This window comes from Microbacterium sp. 69-7, assembly GCF_001897985.1.
GTDB lineage: Bacteria > Actinomycetota > Actinomycetes > Actinomycetales > Microbacteriaceae > Microbacterium > Microbacterium laevaniformans.
Map to the genome: position 1 here is coordinate 18,234 of NZ_MKRU01000104.1, position 20,253 is coordinate 38,486.

23 protein-coding genes and 1 other annotated feature are annotated in these 20,253 nt (G+C 68.0%); of the genes, 10 read left to right on the forward strand and 13 right to left on the reverse strand.

The window, feature by feature from the left end:
* Nucleotides 1-18: 18 nt before the first annotated feature.
* From BGN98_RS13210 to BGN98_RS13250, 9 genes are all read right to left on the reverse strand, one after another.
* Nucleotides 19-231 (reverse strand): YHS domain-containing protein, encoded by a 213-nt coding sequence (locus tag BGN98_RS13210; RefSeq protein WP_061018368.1) that lies wholly within the window; start codon nt 229-231, stop codon nt 19-21.
* Between the two features lie 141 nt (nt 232-372).
* Entirely contained in the window at nt 373-1,893 is a 1,521-nt protein-coding gene (locus BGN98_RS13215; protein ID WP_061018370.1) for a multicopper oxidase family protein, read from the reverse strand.
* Complete coding sequence (locus BGN98_RS13220) at nt 1,890-3,050, reverse strand: MFS transporter (RefSeq protein ID WP_288121647.1); 1,161 nt, start codon at nt 3,048-3,050, stop codon at nt 1,890-1,892. Before BGN98_RS13220 ends, BGN98_RS13215 begins: the two co-directional genes overlap by 4 nt.
* Before the next feature lie 23 nt (nt 3,051-3,073).
* Nucleotides 3,074-4,338, reverse strand: a protein-coding gene (locus BGN98_RS13225; protein ID WP_502687837.1) for an IS3 family transposase whose coding sequence is annotated in 2 segments (ribosomal slippage) — nt 3,074-4,047 and nt 4,047-4,338 — 1,266 coding nt in all. Because the reading frame shifts where the segments join, the coding sequence is not laid out codon by codon here.
* Nucleotides 3,926-4,054: a sequence feature (AL1L pseudoknot), on the reverse strand. It overlaps the preceding gene by 129 nt.
* Nucleotides 4,339-4,541: 203 nt before the next feature.
* Nucleotides 4,542-4,832 carry a metal-sensitive transcriptional regulator gene (locus tag BGN98_RS13230; RefSeq protein ID WP_061018374.1) on the reverse strand — a complete coding sequence of 97 codons (291 nt, stop codon included), beginning with the start codon at nt 4,830-4,832 and terminating at the stop codon, nt 4,542-4,544.
* A gap of 55 nt (nt 4,833-4,887) precedes the next feature.
* Nucleotides 4,888-5,130: a YHS domain-containing protein gene (locus BGN98_RS13235; RefSeq protein ID WP_061018376.1), complete on the reverse strand. Its 243-nt coding sequence runs from the start codon at nt 5,128-5,130 to the stop codon at nt 4,888-4,890.
* Between the two features lie 52 nt (nt 5,131-5,182).
* Complete coding sequence (locus BGN98_RS13240) at nt 5,183-7,459, reverse strand: heavy metal translocating P-type ATPase (RefSeq protein ID WP_061018378.1); 2,277 nt, start codon at nt 7,457-7,459, stop codon at nt 5,183-5,185.
* A gap of 35 nt (nt 7,460-7,494) precedes the next feature.
* On the reverse strand, nt 7,495-8,457 hold the full coding sequence (locus BGN98_RS13245) for a DUF8832 domain-containing protein (RefSeq protein ID WP_061018381.1): 963 nt from the start codon (nt 8,455-8,457) through the stop codon (nt 7,495-7,497).
* Nucleotides 8,457-8,666 carry a heavy-metal-associated domain-containing protein gene (locus BGN98_RS13250; protein WP_061018383.1) on the reverse strand — a complete coding sequence of 70 codons (210 nt, stop codon included), beginning with the start codon at nt 8,664-8,666 and terminating at the stop codon, nt 8,457-8,459. Before BGN98_RS13250 ends, BGN98_RS13245 begins: the two co-directional genes overlap by 1 nt.
* A 199-nt stretch (nt 8,667-8,865) precedes the next feature.
* Between BGN98_RS13250 and BGN98_RS13255 the strand changes: the two genes are divergently transcribed.
* Genes BGN98_RS13255 through BGN98_RS13265 form a run of 3 tightly spaced genes read left to right on the forward strand, consistent with a single transcriptional unit; the run spans nt 8,866 to nt 9,873 of the window.
* Complete coding sequence (locus BGN98_RS13255; RefSeq protein ID WP_288121649.1) at nt 8,866-9,423, forward strand: hypothetical protein; 558 nt, start codon at nt 8,866-8,868, stop codon at nt 9,421-9,423.
* Nucleotides 9,420-9,644: a hypothetical protein gene (locus BGN98_RS13260; protein ID WP_061018388.1), complete on the forward strand. Its 225-nt coding sequence runs from the start codon at nt 9,420-9,422 to the stop codon at nt 9,642-9,644. Before BGN98_RS13255 ends, BGN98_RS13260 begins: the two co-directional genes overlap by 4 nt.
* A gap of 7 nt (nt 9,645-9,651) precedes the next feature.
* Nucleotides 9,652-9,873 (forward strand): hypothetical protein, encoded by a 222-nt coding sequence (locus BGN98_RS13265; RefSeq protein WP_061018390.1) that lies wholly within the window; start codon nt 9,652-9,654, stop codon nt 9,871-9,873.
* A 49-nt stretch (nt 9,874-9,922) separates the two neighbouring features.
* On the opposite strand, the gene nrdH is transcribed toward BGN98_RS13265, so the two are convergent.
* From nrdH to BGN98_RS13285, 4 genes are read right to left on the reverse strand one after another with little or no spacing between them, the layout of a single operon-like run.
* Nucleotides 9,923-10,156, reverse strand: a complete 234-nt coding sequence (nrdH, locus tag BGN98_RS13270) for a glutaredoxin-like protein NrdH (protein ID WP_061018392.1) — start codon at nt 10,154-10,156, stop codon at nt 9,923-9,925.
* 43 nt (nt 10,157-10,199) lie between these two features.
* A complete protein-coding gene (locus tag BGN98_RS13275; RefSeq protein ID WP_061018394.1) occupies nt 10,200-10,481 on the reverse strand; it encodes a hypothetical protein in 282 nt (93 codons plus the stop codon).
* On the reverse strand, nt 10,478-10,669 hold the full coding sequence (locus BGN98_RS13280; RefSeq protein WP_061018396.1) for a hypothetical protein: 192 nt from the start codon (nt 10,667-10,669) through the stop codon (nt 10,478-10,480). The genes BGN98_RS13275 and BGN98_RS13280 overlap by 4 nt, the downstream gene beginning before the upstream one ends.
* A gap of 15 nt (nt 10,670-10,684) precedes the next feature.
* Entirely contained in the window at nt 10,685-12,712 is a 2,028-nt protein-coding gene (locus BGN98_RS13285; RefSeq protein ID WP_288121650.1) for an FtsK/SpoIIIE domain-containing protein, read from the reverse strand.
* Nucleotides 12,713-13,314: 602 nt separating this feature from the next.
* On the opposite strand from BGN98_RS13285, the gene BGN98_RS13290 reads away from it, so the two are divergent.
* The 7 genes from BGN98_RS13290 to BGN98_RS13320 all read left to right on the forward strand — a co-directional run bounded on the left by BGN98_RS13290 (nt 13,315) and on the right by BGN98_RS13320 (nt 20,170).
* The gene (locus BGN98_RS13290) at nt 13,315-14,058 is read left to right on the forward strand and encodes a TnsA-like heteromeric transposase endonuclease subunit (protein ID WP_288121651.1); all 744 of its coding nucleotides are present in this window, start codon (nt 13,315-13,317) and stop codon (nt 14,056-14,058) included.
* Entirely contained in the window at nt 14,055-16,073 is a 2,019-nt protein-coding gene (locus BGN98_RS13295; protein ID WP_288121652.1) for a TnsB C-terminal domain-containing protein, read from the forward strand. The genes BGN98_RS13290 and BGN98_RS13295 overlap by 4 nt, the downstream gene beginning before the upstream one ends.
* Nucleotides 16,070-17,170: a TniB family NTP-binding protein gene (locus BGN98_RS13300; protein ID WP_288121653.1), complete on the forward strand. Its 1,101-nt coding sequence runs from the start codon at nt 16,070-16,072 to the stop codon at nt 17,168-17,170. The genes BGN98_RS13295 and BGN98_RS13300 overlap by 4 nt, the downstream gene beginning before the upstream one ends.
* Nucleotides 17,170-18,117 carry a hypothetical protein gene (locus tag BGN98_RS13305; RefSeq protein WP_288121654.1) on the forward strand — a complete coding sequence of 316 codons (948 nt, stop codon included), beginning with the start codon at nt 17,170-17,172 and terminating at the stop codon, nt 18,115-18,117. The genes BGN98_RS13300 and BGN98_RS13305 overlap by 1 nt, the downstream gene beginning before the upstream one ends.
* A gap of 581 nt (nt 18,118-18,698) precedes the next feature.
* Entirely contained in the window at nt 18,699-19,172 is a 474-nt protein-coding gene (locus BGN98_RS13310) for a hypothetical protein (RefSeq protein ID WP_288121655.1), read from the forward strand.
* Between the two features lie 133 nt (nt 19,173-19,305).
* Complete coding sequence (locus BGN98_RS13315) at nt 19,306-19,962, forward strand: hypothetical protein (RefSeq protein WP_288121656.1); 657 nt, start codon at nt 19,306-19,308, stop codon at nt 19,960-19,962.
* A gap of 19 nt (nt 19,963-19,981) precedes the next feature.
* Entirely contained in the window at nt 19,982-20,170 is a 189-nt protein-coding gene (locus BGN98_RS13320) for a hypothetical protein (RefSeq protein ID WP_288121657.1), read from the forward strand.
* The last annotated feature ends 83 nt before the right edge of the window (nt 20,171-20,253 follow it).

Sequence of the window (20,253 nt, forward strand, 5' to 3'; positions counted from 1 at the left end):
GGGCCCCCGAGGGTGGTGTCAGGCGGCCTTGACGTACTTTTCGGGGTCGGCGTCGAAGAGCGGACCGCACGCGGCGCAGCAGAACCAGTACCGCTCGCCTTCGTAGTCCCGGTACAGGCCCTGGGCCTCGGCGACGCTCTTGCTGACGGTGCTGCCGGGCATCACGGGACAGACGACGACGTCGTTCGCGTCGGCGGGGGCCTCGTGGTGGTGGTCGTGGTCGTGGCTCATGGCGGGTGTTCTTTCTGTCGGTTGTCGACGGCCGAGCGGCCGTCGGTCCGGCACGGTGTGCGCCTGGGACTCCCCTAGCGTATACCCCGTATGGGTATCACAACAGGCGGGTGCCGCCTGCTATTCCCGTCCGGGTCGACCTCATTGGCGGTAGGCGAGGACGGTCATCATGCCGGCCTCGCCGTGGTAGATGTTGTGGCAGTGGGCCATCCACCGTCCGGGGTTGTCGGCGTCGAACTCCAGCTCGAGCGTTTGCTTGGGGAGCACGATGGAGGTGTCTTTGCGGGGGCCGCCGCCGGTGTGCTGGTAGGTGTGCCCGTGCAGGTGGAACGGGTGCCACATGTCGGTGTCGTTGGTGACGGTCAGCCGCACGCGTTCGCCCGCGGTGAGCGGGTGTGCGTCGCGGAGTGGGTCGTGCATGTCGAACTGGCGGCCGTTGAAGCCCCAGTCGTAGTCGGCCATGCTGCCGGTGAGGGTCAGCGCGATGGTGCGGTCGGCGTCACGCCGGTCGAGGGTGACCGCGGCGGTCGCGGCCAGCCGCTCGGCGGTCGCGACCTGGGCGCCCTCCCCCAGCTCGGTGATCTGCACGTCCGCGGCCGGCGCCTGCCCGCCGCCGGTGCGGACGAGCGCGAAGCCGCGTTCGCGTTTGCCTTCGGCTTCGGCGATGAGCGGGAACACTCCGTCGCCGAGGGTGACGAGCACGTCGTAGCGTTCACCCATCCCCAGCAGGACGCTGTCGACCTCGACCGGGTCGACGGGGTACCCGTCGGTGTGGGTGACGGTGAGCCTGTGTCCGCCGAGCGCGACCCGGAATGCGGTGTCTCCACCGGCGTTGATCAGGCGGATCCGGACCCGGGATCCGGGGGTGCCGGTGAACTGGGCGGGGTCGGCGGCGGGTTTGCCGTTGATCAGGTAGTGCGGGTAGTAGACGTCGCCGGCGTCACCGCCGAGCAGGTCGGAGGTCGCGCCCATCAGCATGTTGCCCATCCGCATGAACATGTCACCGTGGCCGCCCATCTCCCCCATCCCCTGCCGCAGCTGCTCGAGCACCTCGTCGGGGGTGGCGGTGACGCCGTCGAGCCAGTCGTCGAGGATGATGACCCATTCGTCGTCGTAGCGGAGCGGTTCGTTGGGGTCCTCGACGATGAGCGCGCCGTACAGTCCGGTGTCCAGCTGGGCGCCGACGTGCGGGTGGAACCAGTGGGTGCCCGGATCGGGGGCGGTGAACTCGTACCGGAAGGAGTCGCCGGCGGCGATGGGCTGCTGGGTGAGCGGGGGGACACCGTCCATGTCGTTGCGCAGCGCGAGCCCGTGCCAGTGCACGGAAGTGTCGAAGGGGAGATCGTTGCGCAGCGTCGCCTGCAGGGTGTCCCCGGCACGTACCCGCAGGACCGGTCCGGGCACCGACCCGTAGGAGAACGTCGCCGCGGCGGTGCCGGCGAGGTCGATGGTGGTGGCCGCGGCGGTGAGCGCCGCGGTGGTGACCCGTCCGGTGCCGCGCCGGTCCCGTTCGGCGCGGTCCACGGCGGCACCGGTGGGGGTCACCCATGCCGGGGTCGGGGTGCAGGCGGCGAGGGCCACGGCGGCGACGGCGCCGGTGCTGAGGGAGAGGAACCCGCGGCGGGTGAGCTGGCGGCGGGGACGAGGAGCGGGGGTGGTCATCGGCGCGTGGTCTCTTTCTGGTGGGCGGCCGCCGCGCGGCGGGCGGGCTGGTCGGTCAGGAGCAGGCGGGTGAGGATGGCGGTGATGCTCAGCGCCACAACAGCCCCACCAAGCAGGGTCGCCGCGCCCGGCAGGGTGAGCACGGGCACGAGGAGCCCGGCGAACACGGTGGGTAGCGACATGGCCAGGTAGGAGATCGTGTAGATCACGGCCATAACGGTGGCGCGCTGGCCGGGGTCGACGTGTGGGAGCAGGGTGCGCATGGCCCCCATGAACGCGGTCCCGAATCCGGCGCCGACGATGGCGACGCTGGCGAGGTATCCGGTGAGGCTGTGCCCGTGCAGGGTGAGCAGGCTGAACAGGGTGCCCAATCCGAGGCTGACGCTGCCGAACAGGGTGATGCGTCGCGGGCTGGAGCGGTGCAGCAGCACCGCGGCTGCGACACCGGCGGTAGCGAGGATCACGATGGACGCCGCTTCCTGAGTGCGGGTGTCGGCGGTGAACTGGGTGGCGACGATCCCGGTGCCCAGGGCCAGGAACATGCCGTTGGTGACCCACCCGGAGATGACCGCCGGGACGACGGACAGGATCACTCGCCGGGTGCGCGGCGGCAGCGGAACACGACGCGCACGGCCCCGGTCGTGGCGGGCGGGGGCGGCGTCGGGGATGCTCCACGCGGTCGCGGCGAGCACGACGAACGCGGCGGCGAGCACGAGGAAGATGGTGCCCGCGTCGATGCCGTCCAGGTCCAGCAGCACCGCGGCGGTGAGCGCGCCGAGTGCGAGCCCGGCCATGGGGGCGGCGGTGTTGGCCAGCGCGGCGGCTCCCGGCCGGCGGGGTGGTTCGAAGTCGACCATCATCGCGTTTAGCGCCGGGACGAGCAGCCCCGCGGCGAGGCCTTGGAGGGCCCGGGCGGTGAGCAGGGCGGGCAGCGAGTCGGCGGCCCAGAACAGCAGCAGGCTGACGGTGAGCAGCACCGCCCCGACGCTGAGGACGCGGCGTCGTCCGATCCGGTCGGAGAGGGAGCCGAGGGTGAGCAGGGCGATCAGCAGCGGGAGGGCATAAATCGCGAAGATCAGGGTGGTCGCGACCGGTGCCAGCTGCAGCCGCTGGGTGAGCTGCGGGTAGAACGGTGAGGGGGCGGAGGCTGCGGCCATCAGCAGCATGAATCGCCCCGGGTTTAGTGGAGGGCGAGTTCTCCCAGCGCCGGGCGGCTCTGGGAGTTGATCTCACGGTAGTACTCGTTCTCCTTCTCGACCGGCGTGAGGTATCCGATCGAGGAGTGCAGCCGGTTCTCGTTGAACCAGTGCACCCAGGAGAGCGTGGCGAGCTCGAGCTCATCAGCGGTGCGGAATGGGCCGTCGACCTTCACGCACTCGGTTTTGTAGAGGCCCACGACCGTCTCAGCCAGGGCGTTGTCATACGAATCGCCGACGGTTCCGATCGACGCGATCGCGCCGACGTCCGCGAGCCGCTCGGAGTACCGCAACGCGGTGTACTGGGACCCGGCGTCGGAGTGCTGGATGACGCCGGTGACGTCCTCGCCGGCGCGGTCCCGCACCCACAGCGCCATCTCGAGCGCGTCCAGCGGCAGGTCGGTGGGCATCTTCGACATCGTGCGCCACCCGACGATCCGGCGGGAGAACACATCGGTGACGAACGCCGTGAACGCCATGCCCGACCACGTCGGGACGTAGGTGAAGTCGACGACCCAGAGCTCGTTGGGCCGGTCCGCGCGGAAGCAGCGTTGCACGTGGTCCGGCGGCCGAGTGGCGGCATCGTCAGGTCGGGTGGTGACGAACTGCTTGCCCCGCCGGATGCCGCGCAAGCCCTGCTGGCGCATGAGCCGCTCGACGGTGCAGCGGGCCACGAGGATCCCCTCTCGCCGCAGCAGATGCCAGACCTTGCGGACGCCGCTGATCCCGCGGCCGAGTTTCCGGTCCCAGAACACCCGCTCGATCTGCACGATCAGCTCGGCATCCCGAACGGCTCGCGCTGAGACGGGGCGGGTCTTGAACGCGTAGTAACCGGACGGAGCGATCTGGACCCCATGCTCGGTGAGCACGCGGCAGATCGGCTCGACCCCGAACCGGTCACGATGATCGTCGATGAACTGAACTACCACGGCAGTCGCGGGTCGAGCTCCCGCGCGAAGAACGACGACGCCGCCAACAAGATCTCGTTGGCGCGCTTCAGCTCCCGGTTCTCGGCCTCGAGCTGCTTGATCCGCGCCGCGTCGCTCGTCGTCGTTCCCGGCCGCTCGCCCGCGTCGATCGCGGCCTGCTTGCACCAGCCCCGCAACGTATCGGCATTGACCCCGACACGCTGCCCGATCCGGACCACCGCCTGATTCAGCGACAGCTCCGGATCCTCCTTCCTGGCCTCGGCAACAAGCCGCATCGCACGCTCACGAAGCTCCGGCGGATACTTCCTCGGTGCTGGCATAGTCATCATCCTCTCGGGGAATCAGACCCTCCACGAGACCCGGGGCGATTCAGCACGGTGCCAGTGATGGCCAGACAGAAGCCGCCGCGGGCGCGGGTCGCGAGTGCTGCGGCGGTCATAGGAGTCCTCCTGGGCGAGCGGCGACGGGGCGCGGCTGGCATGTCTGTGTGCGGTGTCCGCTGCGCTGCGAAGAGGGGTGGGGGTTAGGGCTGGATCAGCCGGGCGATGGCCGCGGAGGTGGCGGCGAGGGAGGTCTCGTCGGTGAGGGTCCCGGTGGTGTTTGCGTGGCGGAGGTGGTCGTCGAGGAGGCTGAGTGCTACGCCTTCCAGTGCGCGTTTGCTGGCGGAGATCTGGGTGAGGGTGTCGATGCAGGGGCGTTCCTGCTCGATCATGCGGGTGATTCCGCGGAGCTGTCCCTCGAGGCGGCGGAGCCGGTTGCGGTAGGTGCGCGGGTCGGTGATGTAGCCGTCCGCGGCGGGTGTGGGGATGGTCATGGTCGGGTGTCCGTGTCCCGGGCCCACACGGTGGGTGTGGGCCCGGGAGTGAGGATCAGGCCATGGCGGCGGCGTGCTTGGCCGGGTCCGCGTCGAACGCGGGACCGCAGCCGGCGCAGCAGAAGTAGTACCGCTCGCCCTCGTAGTCGCGGAACAGGCCGGCGGCCTCGGCGGTGGCCTTGTTGACGGGGGTGCCGGTCATGACCGGGCAGGTCGTCATGTCAGCGCCGGTGGTGCCGTCGAGGAGGTTCTCGCGTCCGCCGGGGGCGGGGGCGCTGGTGCTGCAACAGCTGGACATGGGTGGTGTTCCTTCCGATGTGGGTGATGGGTGCGCTGGCGGGTGGGCCCGGTCAGCGCGCGATGCTCTTGAATCCGCGCAGACGCAGGCTGTTGCCGACGACGAACACGCTGGACAGGGCCATGGCGGCCCCGGCGAGCATCGGGTTGAGGAGGCCGAGAGCGGCGACTGGGATCGCAGCCGTGTTGTAGGCGAAGGCCCAGAACAGGTTGGTCTTGATCGTGCCCAGGGTCTTGCGGGACAGGCGGATCGCGTCGGCTGCGCTGCGCAGGTCGCCGCGGACCAGGGTGATGTCGGATGCTTCGATCGCGACGTCGGTGCCGGTGCCCATCGCAAGTCCCAGGTCGGCCTGCGCGAGCGCGGGGGCGTCGTTGACGCCGTCTCCGACCATCGCGACGACCTTGCCCTCGCCCTGCAGGCGGGTGACGACGTCGACCTTGTCTTTGGGCATGACCTCGGCGATGACCTGGTCGATGCCGACCTCGGCGGCGATCTGGCGGGCGACCGCCTCGTTGTCGCCGGTGAGCAGCACCGGGGTCAGGCCCAGCGCCTTGAGCTGGGCGATGGCTTCCTTGCTTGTCGGCTTGACGGTGTCGGCGACGACGAGGATGCCGCGGGCGGCACCGTCCCATCCGACGGCGACGACGGTCTTGCCCTCGCTCTCGGCCTGTGCCTTCGCGGCGGCGACCTCGGCGCTCAGGCGCAGCGACCACTCGGCCAGCAGTGACTCCCGGCCCACGAGCAGCGCGTGCCCGTCGACGACGCCCTGGACGCCCTTGCCTTCGAGGTTGGTGAACCCTTCCACGGCCGGCAGGGTGCTGCCGGTTTCCTGGGTGGCGCCCTTGGCGATCGCCTGCGCGATGGGGTGCTCGGAGGCGTCCTCCAGCGCACCGGCGAGGCGGAGCAGCTCGTCCCGGTCCACGCCGGGCTCGGTGACCACGTCGACCAGGGTCATTTTGCCGGTGGTGACGGTGCCGGTCTTGTCCAGCACCACGGTGTCGACCTTGCGGGTGGACTCCAGCACCTCCGGGCCCTTGATCAGGATGCCCATCTGCGCGCCGCGGCCGGTGCCGACCAGCAGCGCGGTCGGGGTTGCAAGGCCCAGGGCGCAAGGGCAGGCGATCACGAGGACGGCCACGGCGGCGGTGAATGCGGCGGAGATCGGGAAGCCCGCCCCCCACCAGGCGCCGAGCGCGATGACCGCGATGAGGATCGCGATCGGTACGAACACGCCGGAGATCTTGTCGGCCAGGCGCTGCACCTCGGCCTTGCCGGTCTGGGCGTCCTCGACGAGCTTGGCCATCTGGGCCAGCTGCGTGTCGGAGCCGACCCGGGTGGCGCGGATGACCAGGCGTCCGCCCGCGTTCACGGTGGCGCCGGTGACCGGGTCACCCTCGCCGACCTCGACCGGGACGGATTCGCCGGTGAGCATGGACGCGTCGACGGCGGAGGTGCCGGAGACGACGACCCCGTCGGTGGCGATCTTCTCGCCCGGGCGGACGACGAATTCGTCCCCGACCTGCAGCTCGTCGACGGAGATCTTCGTCTCCACGCCGCCCCGCAGGACCGCGACCTCCTTCGCGCCGAGCTCGAGCAGCGCGCGCAGCGCGGCCCCGGCCTGCCGCTTGGACCGCTTCTCGAAGTAGCGGCCGGCGAGGATGAACATCGTCACTCCGGCGGCGACCTCGAGGTAGATGTTCGCCGCACCGTCGGAGGGGGCGAGGGTCAGCTCGAACGGGTGCGTCATGCCGGGGACGCCGGCGGTGCCGAAGAACAGGGCGTACAGCGACCACAGGAACGCGGCGGTGGTGCCCATCGAGATGAGCGTGTCCATCGTCGCCGCGCCGTGGCGGAGGTTCGCCCAGGCGGCCTTGTGGAACGGGAACGCCGCCCACACGATCACCGGCGCGGCCAGCGCGAGGGACGCCCACTGCCAGTAGGTGAACTGCAGCGCGGGGACCATCGCCATAGCGATGACCGGGACGCTGAGGATGATCGAGACGATCAGCCGGTTGCGCAGGCTGGTCAGCTCCGGGTCGGCGTCGTCCGCGTCCCCGCCCTGGGTGGTGTCGTTCTTGGTCTTCTTCGGGGCCGGGAGTGCGGCGCTGTAGCCGGTCTTCTCGACCTCGGCGATCAGCAAGGCCGGGTCGTACCCGGCGGGCACGGTGACCTTCGCCTTCTCGGTGGCGTAGTTCACCGTCGCGGCGACGCCGTCGAGCTTGTTCAGCTTCTTCTCGATCCGCATCGCGCAGGAGGCGCAGGTCATCCCGCCGATCTGGAGTTCGACTGCGGAGTCCGCGGTCGAGCCTGCGGGGGCTGTGGTGCTCATGGTGTTCCTTCTTCTCTCAGATCACCGCGGGGCGGTCAGTGACCGTCGCCCGTGTCGCTGTGTGTGTCGTCCGTGTCCGTGCCGCCGGTGCCGTGACCGGCGTCGACGACGAACTCGGCGGTGTGGACCTTCCCGTCGACCTGGAAGTCGAGGTAGAGCAGGTACCGGCCGGCGGTGGGGGCCTCGGCTGCGAACCGGATGTCGGGTCCGGCGGTGTCGCCGTCGCGTGGTTCGTCGCCTTCGGCGTGCACGTGCAGGTAGGCCAGGTCGCCGTCGCGCAGCGCGACCAGGTGCCCGAAGGCGCCCAAGTACGGCTGCAGCGTGGTGACCGGCTGCCCGTCGCGGGCGACCGACAGGGTCAGCTCGGAGCTCTCCCCCGCGGTCAGGTCACCGTCGAGGGTGACCGTGTACCCGTCGACCTCGCTGGCCGTGGAGGTGGCGGTCGCCGGGTCCGGGGTGAACTCCCCCGCGACGTCGACCGTGCGGGTCAGGGTGACCTTGTCGGGGCCGTCGGTCACGTCCGGCACGAAGTCCGCGTAGATCCGGTAAGTACCGGCCTCGGCCCACTCCCACGATGCCGACCAGGTGCCGGTGCCCTCATCAAACGTGGGGTGCACGTGCCGGAACTGGGTTCCGTCGGTGCGCACCACGATCAGATGCAGGTCCTTCTCGTGCGAGGTCTCGTAGGCGGTCAGCGGCGTCCCGTCGGCGTCCAGGATCTGGAAGCTGAACTCGCCGGCCTGTCCCGTGCCGGTCGGCGCGGTGATCGGGCTGAGTTCGTACCCATAGCCGGAGAGGGAGACACCGGGGATGGTCGCGGTCTCGGTGGTGTCGGTGTCGGTCATGCCGGCGTGGTCGGCCATCGAGCCGTCGCTGGCGGCGGCCGTCCAGTTGGCGACGGCGCTGTCCGGGACGACCGCTGCCGCGATGCCGAACGCTGCGCCGAAGGCCACGACGACGCCGGCGCCATACAGGCTGAGTCGTCCCGCAGCGTTCATCAGGCGCGCACCGCCGAGTAGCCAGCCTCGTCGACAGCGGCCAGCACGGCGGCGTCATCGAGGTCGCTGGTGGACGAGACGACGAGCTTGCCGCTCTGGGCGCTCACCTGGATCTCGTCGACCCCGGGGATCTGGGAGACCTCTTCGCGGATGGACATCTCGCAGTGTCCGCACGTCATGCCGGTGACCTGGTACTCGCTGGTGGCCATGATGGGTTTCCTTCCGTCTGGGTGGTGCTCCTGAGTGGGGCTCTCCCCACCGTAACACCCCTACCCCCCTAGGGTATTCCAATTCACCGTGACGGACCCTGTTGCGCCATGCCTAACTTGCTCTCCCCCTTGACGACTGGACCGCTTCCAAATATTGTTATGTAGGTCAGATACACAACTTTACTAGGAGGTAGTTGCCATGCGCGAGCTCCCCGTCCCCCAGGACGTCGTTGACCTGTTGGTCACAGCGATCCTGATCAGCAGCACCGACATCACGCAGTCTCCCGCCCGGGTGCCGATCGTCGCCTCGGGCCGCTCCCCCGCCGCAGTTCTCGCCGACGCCGACCGTCTCGGTCAGCAGCTGTGGGACGAGAACTACGCCAGCGTCAGCTTCGCCAACCGCTGCAGCGTTCCAGCGCCCCGCTACGAGTGGCGTCCCGTCGCGGAGTTCCTGGGCGACCGCATCGACACCGAGCAGATCCTGCAGATCGAGCGGTGCCGGCTGTACATGGAGGAGGTCTCCTGCCATCACGCCGGGTGGGACGACTCCGAAGCGAACCGGCAGCTGAGCCGCCTCGAGCAGAGCATCGAGGCTCGCCTGTACTTCCATCCCCGCGAGGCATCCACGCAGGAGCCCGGCGTCGTGGAGTACGTCGGACTCAGCCGCGCCGTCGACGAGTGGACGCGCGAGATCGGATTCCGATCCTCGCTGACCGTGGCCGCGGCCGCGAAGGCCCTGGACGTGGGTGACCGATGAGCCTCGCGACTCCGCGCAAGCACGCGGACATCCCCGACGAGATCCTCACCCGGCTGCGCCGGATGATCATCGGTCTGCTCACGATCGGCCTCGCGGTCGGCGCCGGCTGGCTCGGCATCCTCCTCGCGCCGCACATGGGCAAGATCCTGCTGACCGCGGCCGCGATCGTGCTGCTGTGGGCGCTCGTGATCAGCGTGATCGACTTCTTCCGCAGCAGCTGAGGCCACCATGTCGGCCTACAAGGTCACCTGGACCCAGCAGGCGATCGCCACCGCAACCGTCGACGTCGAACTCGACGAGCTCGCACGGTGGGCGATCTCCGCCGGCGTCGTGCGCGCAGGCCCCGACCCACGACCCGCGGATGCGGAAGCGCTGCGGCGATCGCTCGAGCGCAACACCCATCTGCGCGACGCGCTGCTTCGGCTCTACGCCACCCGGCAGCAGACCTGACACGACTGAGGGGCGCCCCATCCGGGACGCCCCTCAGTCACTTGCTCGCTCACACCAGGCGTGCGGCGAGCTCGTCGATCTTGTCCGGCCGGAACCCGGACCAGTGATCCTGATCCGTGATCACAACCGGCGCCTGCAGGTAGCCGAGCGACTTCACCTGCTCGAGCGCGGCGGGATCTTCCGACAGATCGAGAACGTCGTAATCGATCCCCTTGGAATCCAGCGCGCGATAGGTCGCCGTGCACTGGACGCACGACGGCTTCGTGTACACCGTGACAGCCATGTGACTCATCCTCCTCTCTTGGTCTCGTAGTTTGTGGATCGGGTCAGACACGCTCGCGGGCGCGGCGGCGCAGCCAGACGACGGTGGCCACCAGGGCGGCGATCAAGCCGCTGGCCACGACGATCTGCGGCCATCCGAACCCGATGCCGTCGATGAACGGAATGACGACCTCGGTGCCGTTCGCGAGCAGGTGGTACTGCAGCATCCAGTCGCGCACCGGGTGGAGCAGCACACCGAACGAGAACATCCCGGTCGCCATGCCTCCGCAGAGCATGAACATCAGCGTCAGCAGGTCGTCCTCGTTCTCGGCCACAGACTGCGTCATGAGATCCACACCTCCTCGGGCGTGGGCGCCGGCGCGTCCGGGTAGCGGATCTCGCCGGCGCGGTCCTCGAGCACGTTGACGTACTCACCGGCGAACTCCTCCGCACGTTCGCGCGCAGCACCCTGGGTGAGTGCGAACGCGAAGGCCTGCTCGTGCGCGAGCTCGGCCCGGTTCTGAGTGCTCTGCATCACTGCTCCTTTCGTTCACGCGGCGGCGGGGCGCCGGTAGGTGAGCACTTCGTTGTCCGACACGGTCATCAGGCCCTCGTCGCCGGTGTCGAGCTCGCGGTACTCGATCGCCATCGCGTCCTCGTCGACGATGTCCGGCTCCACGGACTCCACGACCACCCAGATCCCGAGGGTGGAATCGGACAGCACCAGGTCGCCGACCGCGAGGTCGCCGGCCAGGCCCTCGGAGATCTCCCCGTAGCCTTCGTCGTCATCGGCGGCCGCGGCGGGTTCGTCGTCGACGTCCAACGGCTCGGGCTCGAACCGGACATTGCCGGCCTTGCGTGCGCCGAGCGCGACGACGTTGCTGGGCAGGGCCTTGGGAGTCTCCACCGCCGGCGGCTCGACGCCGTCGAAGAGGGTGATGCGGGTGGTCGCCCAGTCGTTGTAGGTCGGCGGGAGCTCCTCGTCGCCGTCGATGAGCGCAGACGGTTCGGCGATGGTCTTGCGAGGGTGATCAGTCTCGAGCGGGGTGAGCGTGCGCAGGTGCTCCCAGTCCTGCGCGTCGGACTTGTCGAGCTTGGCCGGGTCGGGCGTGTAGAAGGTCTGCACTTCCACCGGAAGCGACTCGGCGCTGAGGGTGACGCCGCGGCCGCGCTTGTTGCGAGGCAGCGCGACGCCGATCGCCGGAGAGTCCCACATCATCATCGCGCCCTGCGGGGAGAGCCGGCCGAGGGAGAGTCGGGCTCCGAAGTTGTCGCGCATTTCACCGCCGAGGAACTCGACGTCGGGGCGCTGGATGCCCAGCAGCATGTGGATCTTCGCGCTTCGCGCCAGACGGGCCAGATCCGACAGGAGCTCGAGCACCGGCGCCTGAGTGGGCGCCCCCTTCGGCTTCACCGTCTTGTACCAACGCTGCACGCGAGCCTTGAACGTCGCGTACTCGTCGATGATCAGTGCGAGCGGCTCGAAGTCCTCGAGGCGGGCGGTGCCCTCCTCGAGTTGGGTGTAACGCTGCTCCATGAGCTCGTGCGCTGCGTGCAGCATCCGCACCTGGTGCTCGACGCGGGCCGCGACGAGCTCGACGTTCGGCCAGGTGCGGAACCCCGCGAACTCGATCCGCTTCCCGTCCAGCACCCACACCCGCCAGCGGGCCTGCGCCAGGTGGGTGAGCACCGTGTGCTGGAACGACGTCTTGCCCGAGCCCGTTCCACCGATGACGAGCATGTGCGGGGAGACCGAGGGCTGCCATGTCTGCACCGACCCGTCCTCGTCGACGCCGATCGGGATCTTGAACGCCTTGTACTCGGCGTGCGTCAGCTGCTTCGTCGACGGCGCCGGCTCGTGCAGCACCATGTCGGGCATCGGGGGACGGATCTCGAAGGTGACCTCATCGCCCTCGAGATCCCAATGCGCCCGCCAACGCCCCGGCAGCATCGAGGAGATCACCTTCTCGATCTGCATTCGTCGCGCCGGGATCGCCAGCCGCGGCCCCATGTCGTGCTTGACCTTCATCTTGCGGACGTCGTTGGATTCGGGGTCGGTGGTGACCTCGACCTTGGCGCTCTCCCCCAGCAGCAGCTTCGCGACCTGCTCGGCCCGCTGCTGCTCTCGAGAGACCGGCGTGGTCGGCGGCGCGAGCTCGAGCACGATGAGGCAGCGGCGGGGGACGTGCTTGAGCACGCGGTACTCCTCGCCGATGCGGCGCGAGAACGACGTGACGATCTGATCGACGAAACGCACATCACGGTCGTCGACGTGGGAGGCATACCGGATCGTCACCTTGCGAGGAACGCCGACCCACCCGCGGGTCCACTTCACCGCCCGGACCAGATCGCGCGACGGACGCTGCGCACCCAGCGACGGCAGCACCGCCTCGATGCCCGGATCGAGCCGGCTCTGCTTCTGGTAGGTACGGATGCCGGACGCGACCGACACGGCCGCGATCACCACAGCCGCAACCCACACCCACGCGATCGCGTCGGTGAAGCGGGCCTGCATGTTCACTCCGGTCAACACCACCGCGGCCGCCAGCACCACCAGTGCGGGGAAGATCCCCGTCACCTGCCGACGCGGCAGCACTCCCAATGGGGCGACCGGCGCAGACGACGGACGTGCCGGCGGGCGAGCAACTCGAGTCGCCATCTGATGCCTCCTGAACCGGGCCACGGCGATCGCGGCCCTCTGCGTCATATAGGCCCCGCGAACCCCTCTTCGCGGACACGAGGATCTGGATCTGGCAGCTTCGAGCGACCCGGGAACCCGCCGCGCTCGATGTGGCGAGAGGTATTGCGGGCGTAGTGCCGCAGCACTTTCCCGCACATCAGCGCAATATCGTCGCCACCTTGGCGCTTGACAACAGTGGTAGGCTTGCCCCGCGTAGCTGAAGCGAAGTCGGAAGCGGAGCGGGGCAAACCCCCCACCGCCGTAAGAAATATCCAGCCCGCAATATCCCCGCAGCATTGTCGTGTCTCACTCCAGTTGTCCGATTCTCACGGACCTGTCGAGTCGTCTCACTCCAGTTGTCGGATTCTCACTCCAGTTGTCGGGAGAGCGGCGCGCCGCTTAACGCTGCTCCGAGGCGGGAGTAGCTTCCGGTTCAAGCCGGGAGGTTCCACAGGAGCGCTCTGATCGGGTGCGGGATTCTCCGGAAGGGAGAGTTCTCCGTGACCTTGACCCAAGACTGGCTCGCCGCGATCGACGGGACGAACGCACTCTCGGCCACGATCGAGTTCTCCAGACACGGCCTCCTCCAGCACGCAGACCCCGTCGACGCGGCCCGCGTGATGTTCGAGGATGCGGATCCGGTACGCGAGTTCCCGTCCTGGCCGGGCAAGCGCAACTTCGAGGGCAAGCTCTGGATGGCCTCGACGAGCCGACACGTCCCGTTCGAGTCCTTCTGGGAACGCTCGTTCCTGACCATGCTGGACCGGACGGGGGATGTCGTCGGGGTGGCGAGCCAGCCGATGTGGATCCGCTGGCGGTCACCGAAGCGCTCACACGCGCCCGACTACTTCGTGCGCCGCTCCGATGGGAGTGCGCTGCTCGTCGACGTGAGGCCGGTCGAACTGATCAAGCCCGAGGACAGCATCAAGTTCGAACTCACTCGGTGCCTTGCGGCCGCACTGGGCTGGTCGTACCTCGTCTTTGATCAGCTTCCCGGGGCCACCCAGGCGAACTTGCGCTTCTTGCTTCGGTACCGTGACCCGGCGTGGCTTGAGGGCGTCGATATTGCCGCGCTCGGGCTCACCGGCCGGATGAGTCTGGGGTCGCTCGCGGCGGTCCTCGGTGGCGCCGCTCACTCCGGCGTCGGTGCCGCGTATGCGCTCGTATGGAGCGGAGTTGCCGTGGCGGATCTACAGCGTCCCCTGTCGATGACGACCGTCGTCGACGTCGGAGCGGCATCATGACCATTCACCCGGGCGACATCATCCGGTGGCAGGGCGGAAGCCACCAGGTCGTCGCGATCCGACCCACCTATCTGACCTTGCGCGCCGTCGACGGCGACGGAGACGACGTGGAGGTTCTCGCCGCCGATCTGCGACATGAGGCGGAACCTGCCGCACCGGCATCGCTCCGCTCCCTGCTGGACTTGCGCAGCCTGCAGGACCTCGACGCGCGTGACCGCAAGATCGTCGACGTGTGGCTGGAGGAACTCGCCCGGTTCGATGAGCTCGTGGCGGCAGGCGTGACCAAGCCCGCGGCGCGGCAGCAAGTTATCGACAGCGTCAACCGTCGTCTCGGGACCGACTACAGCCCGGTCAAGGTCTCGCGTCAGCAACGCGCGCTCGAGGAGTTCGGGGTCAGCGGCCTTCTCGATCGACGTCGCCACGGCCTGGCCGACATGCCCGGTCGCTCCTACGACGAGCGCCTCATCGACGCGATCCTGACTGTCCAGGCCGGCCAGGAGCGGAAATCCACGGGCACCGGGACGCGACTGATCTGGCTCGTCCGCAGAGAGCTGGACGACCGCTTCGGCGAGAGCGTCGTGCCGATGCCGAGCCGCGCAACGATGTACCGGCTCCTGAGTGAGCTCGATGCGGGCAAGCACACGCTGGGGACTGCCCGTGCCCGTCGCACGACGGCTAACCAACCGGATCACATGCACGGGGTCCGGTCGGGGGTGCGACCTGGTGAGCAGGTACTGATCGACACGACGCCGATGGAGATCCTCGTCGAATGCGACGGTGAACCCGTCCGCCCCGATCTCACTCTGCTGTTGTGCGAGGCATCCCGGTCGGTGCTCTCCGGCATCGTTACCGTTGGCTCCCGCAGCATCGATCTGGTGGTGGTCCTCGCCCGCGCTCTCGTGCCGTACGCGTCGCGCCCCGACGGCGTGCGTGCGAACCGGCGTCAGGTGTCGGAGGCGTGGACCGGCACGGACGGGTTCATGGTGGAGCGGTTCGAGCTAATGCGTGACGCGCAGCCGTATGTCTTCCCGGAGTCGATAACGACCGACCGTGGCGCATCGTATGTGTCTCGGCACTTCTCCGATGCTTGTCGGACGTTGGGGATCTCGCTGACGGTCAACGCGGAGTATTCGCCGACGCAGAAGGCGAAGATCGAGCGGATGTTCCGCACCGTCAAGGACCTGTTCACCCAGTACGCGATCGCGTTCCTCGGGCAGAGCACCGACATGCGCGGCGACGAGATCATTGCGACGAGCCAGCTGCTCACCCTCGAGCAGCTGCAGGAGTTGTTCGAGGACTGGGTCGCGGTGAGCTGGCAGAACCGACCCCACAAGGCGTTGCGCGACCCCCGCAACCCTCGGCTGATGCTGACGCCGAACCAGATGGTCGCTGCGTACCGGGAGATCGCTCCGGAGCTGCAAGTCCCGCTCACGGCCGAGAAGTACATCGCGCTTCTCCCGACCGAGTGGCGTGTGATCAACCACTACGGTGTCGACATCGACCTGCGCGTCTACGACTCCACGGAACTCGGCCCGCTGCGGAAGAAGCGGTCACCGCATCATCGGCAGCAGGGCAAGTGGCCGTTCCACGTAGACCCATACAACCCGATGACGGTGTGGCTGGAGCTCGACGACCAGTTCCTCCCGCTGGACTGGCGATCTCCGTACAGCGGAGCTCCGATGGCCGACGAGGTATGGCGGGTCGCCCGCGCTCAGGCTGCCGCACGCGGCGAGAGCGAGCCGAGCACCGACGACCTCAACGAAGTGATGCGCCGGTTCATGTACAAGGGCAACGTTCCTCCGACGAAGCGGCAGAGGAAGCGTTCCGTAAGCGCACGGACGGACCCGCTGGCGATCACCCACCAACTCCCACACATCGCCCCCGCAGGTCCACCGCGCGGCGAGCTTGCGGCTGCAGACGGCGACGGCGACAAGGAACCCAATGCGGTCGCAGCGAAGCCTGCGTGGCCGGTCGCGGCACCGTTCGGGATGACCCGGTCGCCGGATGAGGCGTGAGCGCCGTGTTCGATGACCTTCTGGGCGACTTCGACTTCGACGCCCCGTCGACCGACTTCGACTACGCGACCAAGGAAGGGTGGCGCGAGTTCGTCGAGTTCGTCGCACAGCGGCCACTCTCGATCACACTGGCTGAGTACGACGTGTTGGACTCCTCGGAGCGTGCGCTATTCAACATCGCCCGCGAACGGTACATGACCCTTGGCGCCCGGGTCGCGACGCCATCGCTGCGGCAGGTCGCGGTCGCGATCCGCCACGCGATGACCGACAACCGCTCCCCGGACGCCAGCAAGTCCGGGGTGATCATCTCCGGCCGGGCAGGTCTCGGGAAGACCACCGCAGTCCAGGAGTTCGGGCGCGCGTTCGAGCGTGCACGACGCCAGCGCGCCACGGCCTCGCAACGCAATCTGATCCCCGTCGCCTACGTACCCGTGCCGACGCACGCGACGGCGAAGACAATGATCACCAAGCTCGCCGACTTCTACGCCATCCCCTACACCCGCAACGCGAACTACGAACTCCTCCTCAGCCGCGTCAGTCACGTCATGCGCGAATGCCGCACCGAGCTGGTGATCGTCGACGACATCCACCGGCTGGACCTGCACTACCGCGGCAACGAGCAGGTCGCCGACGCGCTCAAAGAACTATCCGAGCGGTGCCCTGGCACGATGGTCTACGCTGGCGTCGACGTCGCCCGTAACGGCCTGTTCTGGGGTTCCCGTGGCGAACAGATCATGGCACGTTTCGAGCTGGTCAAGTTCGACACGTATGGGACTGTCGAGACGGCGGATGCCGCGGTGTGGGGGCGCATCCTCGTCGACCTCGAGGACTCGCTGTGCCTCATCGCCCACCCCGACGGGGAAATCCTCACCGTTGCTGCCGAGCTCCGTGACCTATCCCGCGGCTCCATCGGCCGCGTGGCGAGAGCCGTCCGCCGCGGTGCGCGTCGCGCTATCGAGCAGCACACTGAACGCCTCGACCTGGACGACGTGCTTGCATCACTGGCGAGAATCCGTGAGGCGGAAGGCTGGATCGAGGAAGAAGAGAACCGGCCCTCACCGCGGCCCAAACCGGGCCGTCCCGCGCGAGCGACCTGATGAGGAAGCTTCCCGTGCTCGTCGAAGCGTTCGCGGGGGAAACCGTCGGCAGCGTCTACCGTCGGCTCGCCGCCCACAACGCGGTGCCGACCGGGGAACTGTGGACGACCATCCGTCACGAGCGCCCGCGGCTGCCTCTGCGCACGACACCAGAACTCGTGCCGCGACTGGTCGAACAACTCGCCGACCTCCCTCCCGGGTACTTTGACGGTCGCCGCACTGATCGTCTTTTCGTCCGCTGCGTCCACGTCGCCTGGCGACACAGCAACTGCCTGACGTGCGCGCCCCTGCCGGCCCCGGTCACGAAATGCAGGCGCTGCACCAGCGGTGAACCCGTCGAAGTGCGAACTCGGGCCGGGGCGGTGTGTGCGCGACACCGCCGGTGGCACTACGCGGGAGCGGACCGCGACCTCGCCCATAGCGCCGAGTTCTTTCGAGCCGAACGATGCCTCACCGGCAGGCTCTGGGAACGCGGCATCGGCCCAAACACCGGTGAGCTGGAACTCGCCACGACCCTCATCCGCGCCAGTGATCATAGAAGGGAGGACGAATCTCATCGAGCGGCGCTTGCGCGCCACTTTCCCGAAGCGGTGCGTCTCGTTGCCCTGCTGACAGAGCCGTGGGCGGAGCGGTTCCTCGCGAACACGAACGTCGGCCCCATCCAGGTCGCCGCACTCGTGGGAGCAGCGGTGAACGCGGTGACCGCGGGCACGTCGCGCGACGTCGACGCTGTCCGCGCTTCCTTTCACGCCGACGGTCGCGAAGCGGTCATCGGCCTCGACCAGCCCGTGCAGCTCCGGTGCGGCCGATCCCCGGGCCTCGATGAGCTCGGTAGGAGAATCCTGACGTTCGCCCCGCGGGTCCGAGCCACACTCCTGCGCCACACCGACGCCCGCAAGCCTCCCACACGGCGACCGCGCGGCTCATCGAAGCACGAACACGTGTGAACAATCCTCTCCGCACGCTACCGATTCGACTCGAACCCATCGAGGGCGAGACCGTCGACGGGTTCACGAAGCGGCTCGCCCAAGCTCACCAGTGCGAGGAACGCGATGTCCGCCGAATAGTCCTGGACCGGCTCGGCCTCACCTGGTGGCCAGCAGCAGATCAGCGTGTCGCCGATCTCCTGGAGCAACTCGCGGGCCTACCGCCCGGCGCACTTCGCCCCGACTTCGAGAAGCACGGCATGTGGGTCAGATGCGGCCACCGCAGCTGGCGACCAGAGAAGTGCTGTCGGTGCGCCCGGCTTGCCGAACCTCGCGCCGCGTGCTCGGAGTGTTCCGGCGGGCTGGCCACCACGACGATCGCCCGCGGCGGCGCGCTCTGCCTCGCCCATCATCAGTGGGTGTTCCGCGCGTTCCGCGCCGACGTAGCGGGGCTGCCCGACTATGAGAGTGCGGAACTGCTGCTGCGATCACAGCTCTGGACGCGCGGCGTTGCGCTCCACACCGGCGAACTGAACCTCGCCGCAGCATTCGTTCACGCATGGCACGGAGGGTCAGAATCTCCATCTGCCATCGACGATCGCATGGCGAGATTCGGTATCCCGCACCTCGACTCCTACGAAGATGTGCTGCTGTGCGCCTACCCCGAGACCATCCGCATGGCGTGCATGCTCACCACCCCGCGAACGATCACTCCCGTCTTGAACGTGACCGTCTCCGCGCTCACCCAGGCCGATCGTCTCTTGCCCCAGGTGGCGAACGCGATCGGCCATGAGCCCAACGACGCCCTCCGAGCATTCGCGGTCAGCGTCGTCGGGCATTCCCACCGGGCGATGATGTACATGTACGGACTCCGCAGCTCGCGCCAGGTGAAGCGCCAGCGCTGCCCCTTCAACCGCGCGCTCATGGTCGCCGCGCATCGACAGCGCGCTTGCATTCTTCGACACGCCAACTCGAGAGGCATTCCGGACATCGCCGGCAAGGTCGGCCAGGCCGCACCGCGCACCCGGGTGGTTCGAAACTGGTCGCTTGAGAACGATGAGCTCGCGCTCGTGTAAGTGCTGGCGTCGTTGCCGTTTCGTAGTCCTCGGCGGGCATCGTGGTTGCGCGGACGGTCGAACGGTCCGTTCCGCTGTCGGGCGCTACTCTCTTGACGTGGGTTTCCTGAGTGATAGTCGATCGCGTCGCGCGATGGAAGAGTTCGCCCGGGAACTGTCTAGGCGGTCGAGTCAGCCAATATGGGGATGGATCAACTCCAAACCGGTGCCGTCGTTAACGATCGACCGAGGCGGCCCCGAGAGAGTCCTGGTCACGGTCCAGGACGACACTTTCGTCTTGTTCCTTGACGACGGCGCGGCGGGTTCCATTCCTGCGCGACAGACGCTGGGCCGAGTCGGGGAGGCCGTCGACGGGTTGCCTTCGCGATTCGTGAACACGCTCCGTGCACATAGCCGAGAGCTTCAGCGGCGCGGAGATCCAAGCTTCCGCAGGTTCGTCGAGTTCGACATGTTGGTCGCAGACGCCCTGGGCGATGTGGAGGGCGAGCGAGAAGCACTGCTCGTACTGGCGAAGGACGCCTACGACAGCCCGCCGGAGAACCCGACCACCCTCAACGGGCTGGTAGCACGGGCGGACGAGTTTGGCGCGCTTCGGCTAAAGGCACTACTTCGTGCGACGCAGGGTCGCTCGACGTTGGCTATCGCCAAACGGGGCGACGACAGTCGGTTCACATTCTCCGGCGCACGTTCGTACTTCGAACTGGCCCTTGAGATCGTAGACACGATTCCCGAGGGCTACGACTCGTTGAGGAACGCCATCCACAGCACTCTTCAAAGGGAGTTCCCGTAGCGAGAGATACAGTCGCCTCATGACGACGAGCCCCTACATCGCCCGACTGTTCGCAGGCAATGGCTCAACTGGTTCTCTGATCGAGATTCTGGTCGACCGAACCCCGGAAGGCATGCCGCACAACGAGGTTTCGCATGCTGGTCACATCTATGCGTTGGGAAGCGACCGCCCGGAACTTGATGTCCAGGAGTACTTCCTGAAGACGTGACCGGCAGCGTCATCGTGACGATCCGTAGCAAGTCTTGTGAGACAGATCACGCCTTAAGCCTCATCTACCGATAAGAAAAACCC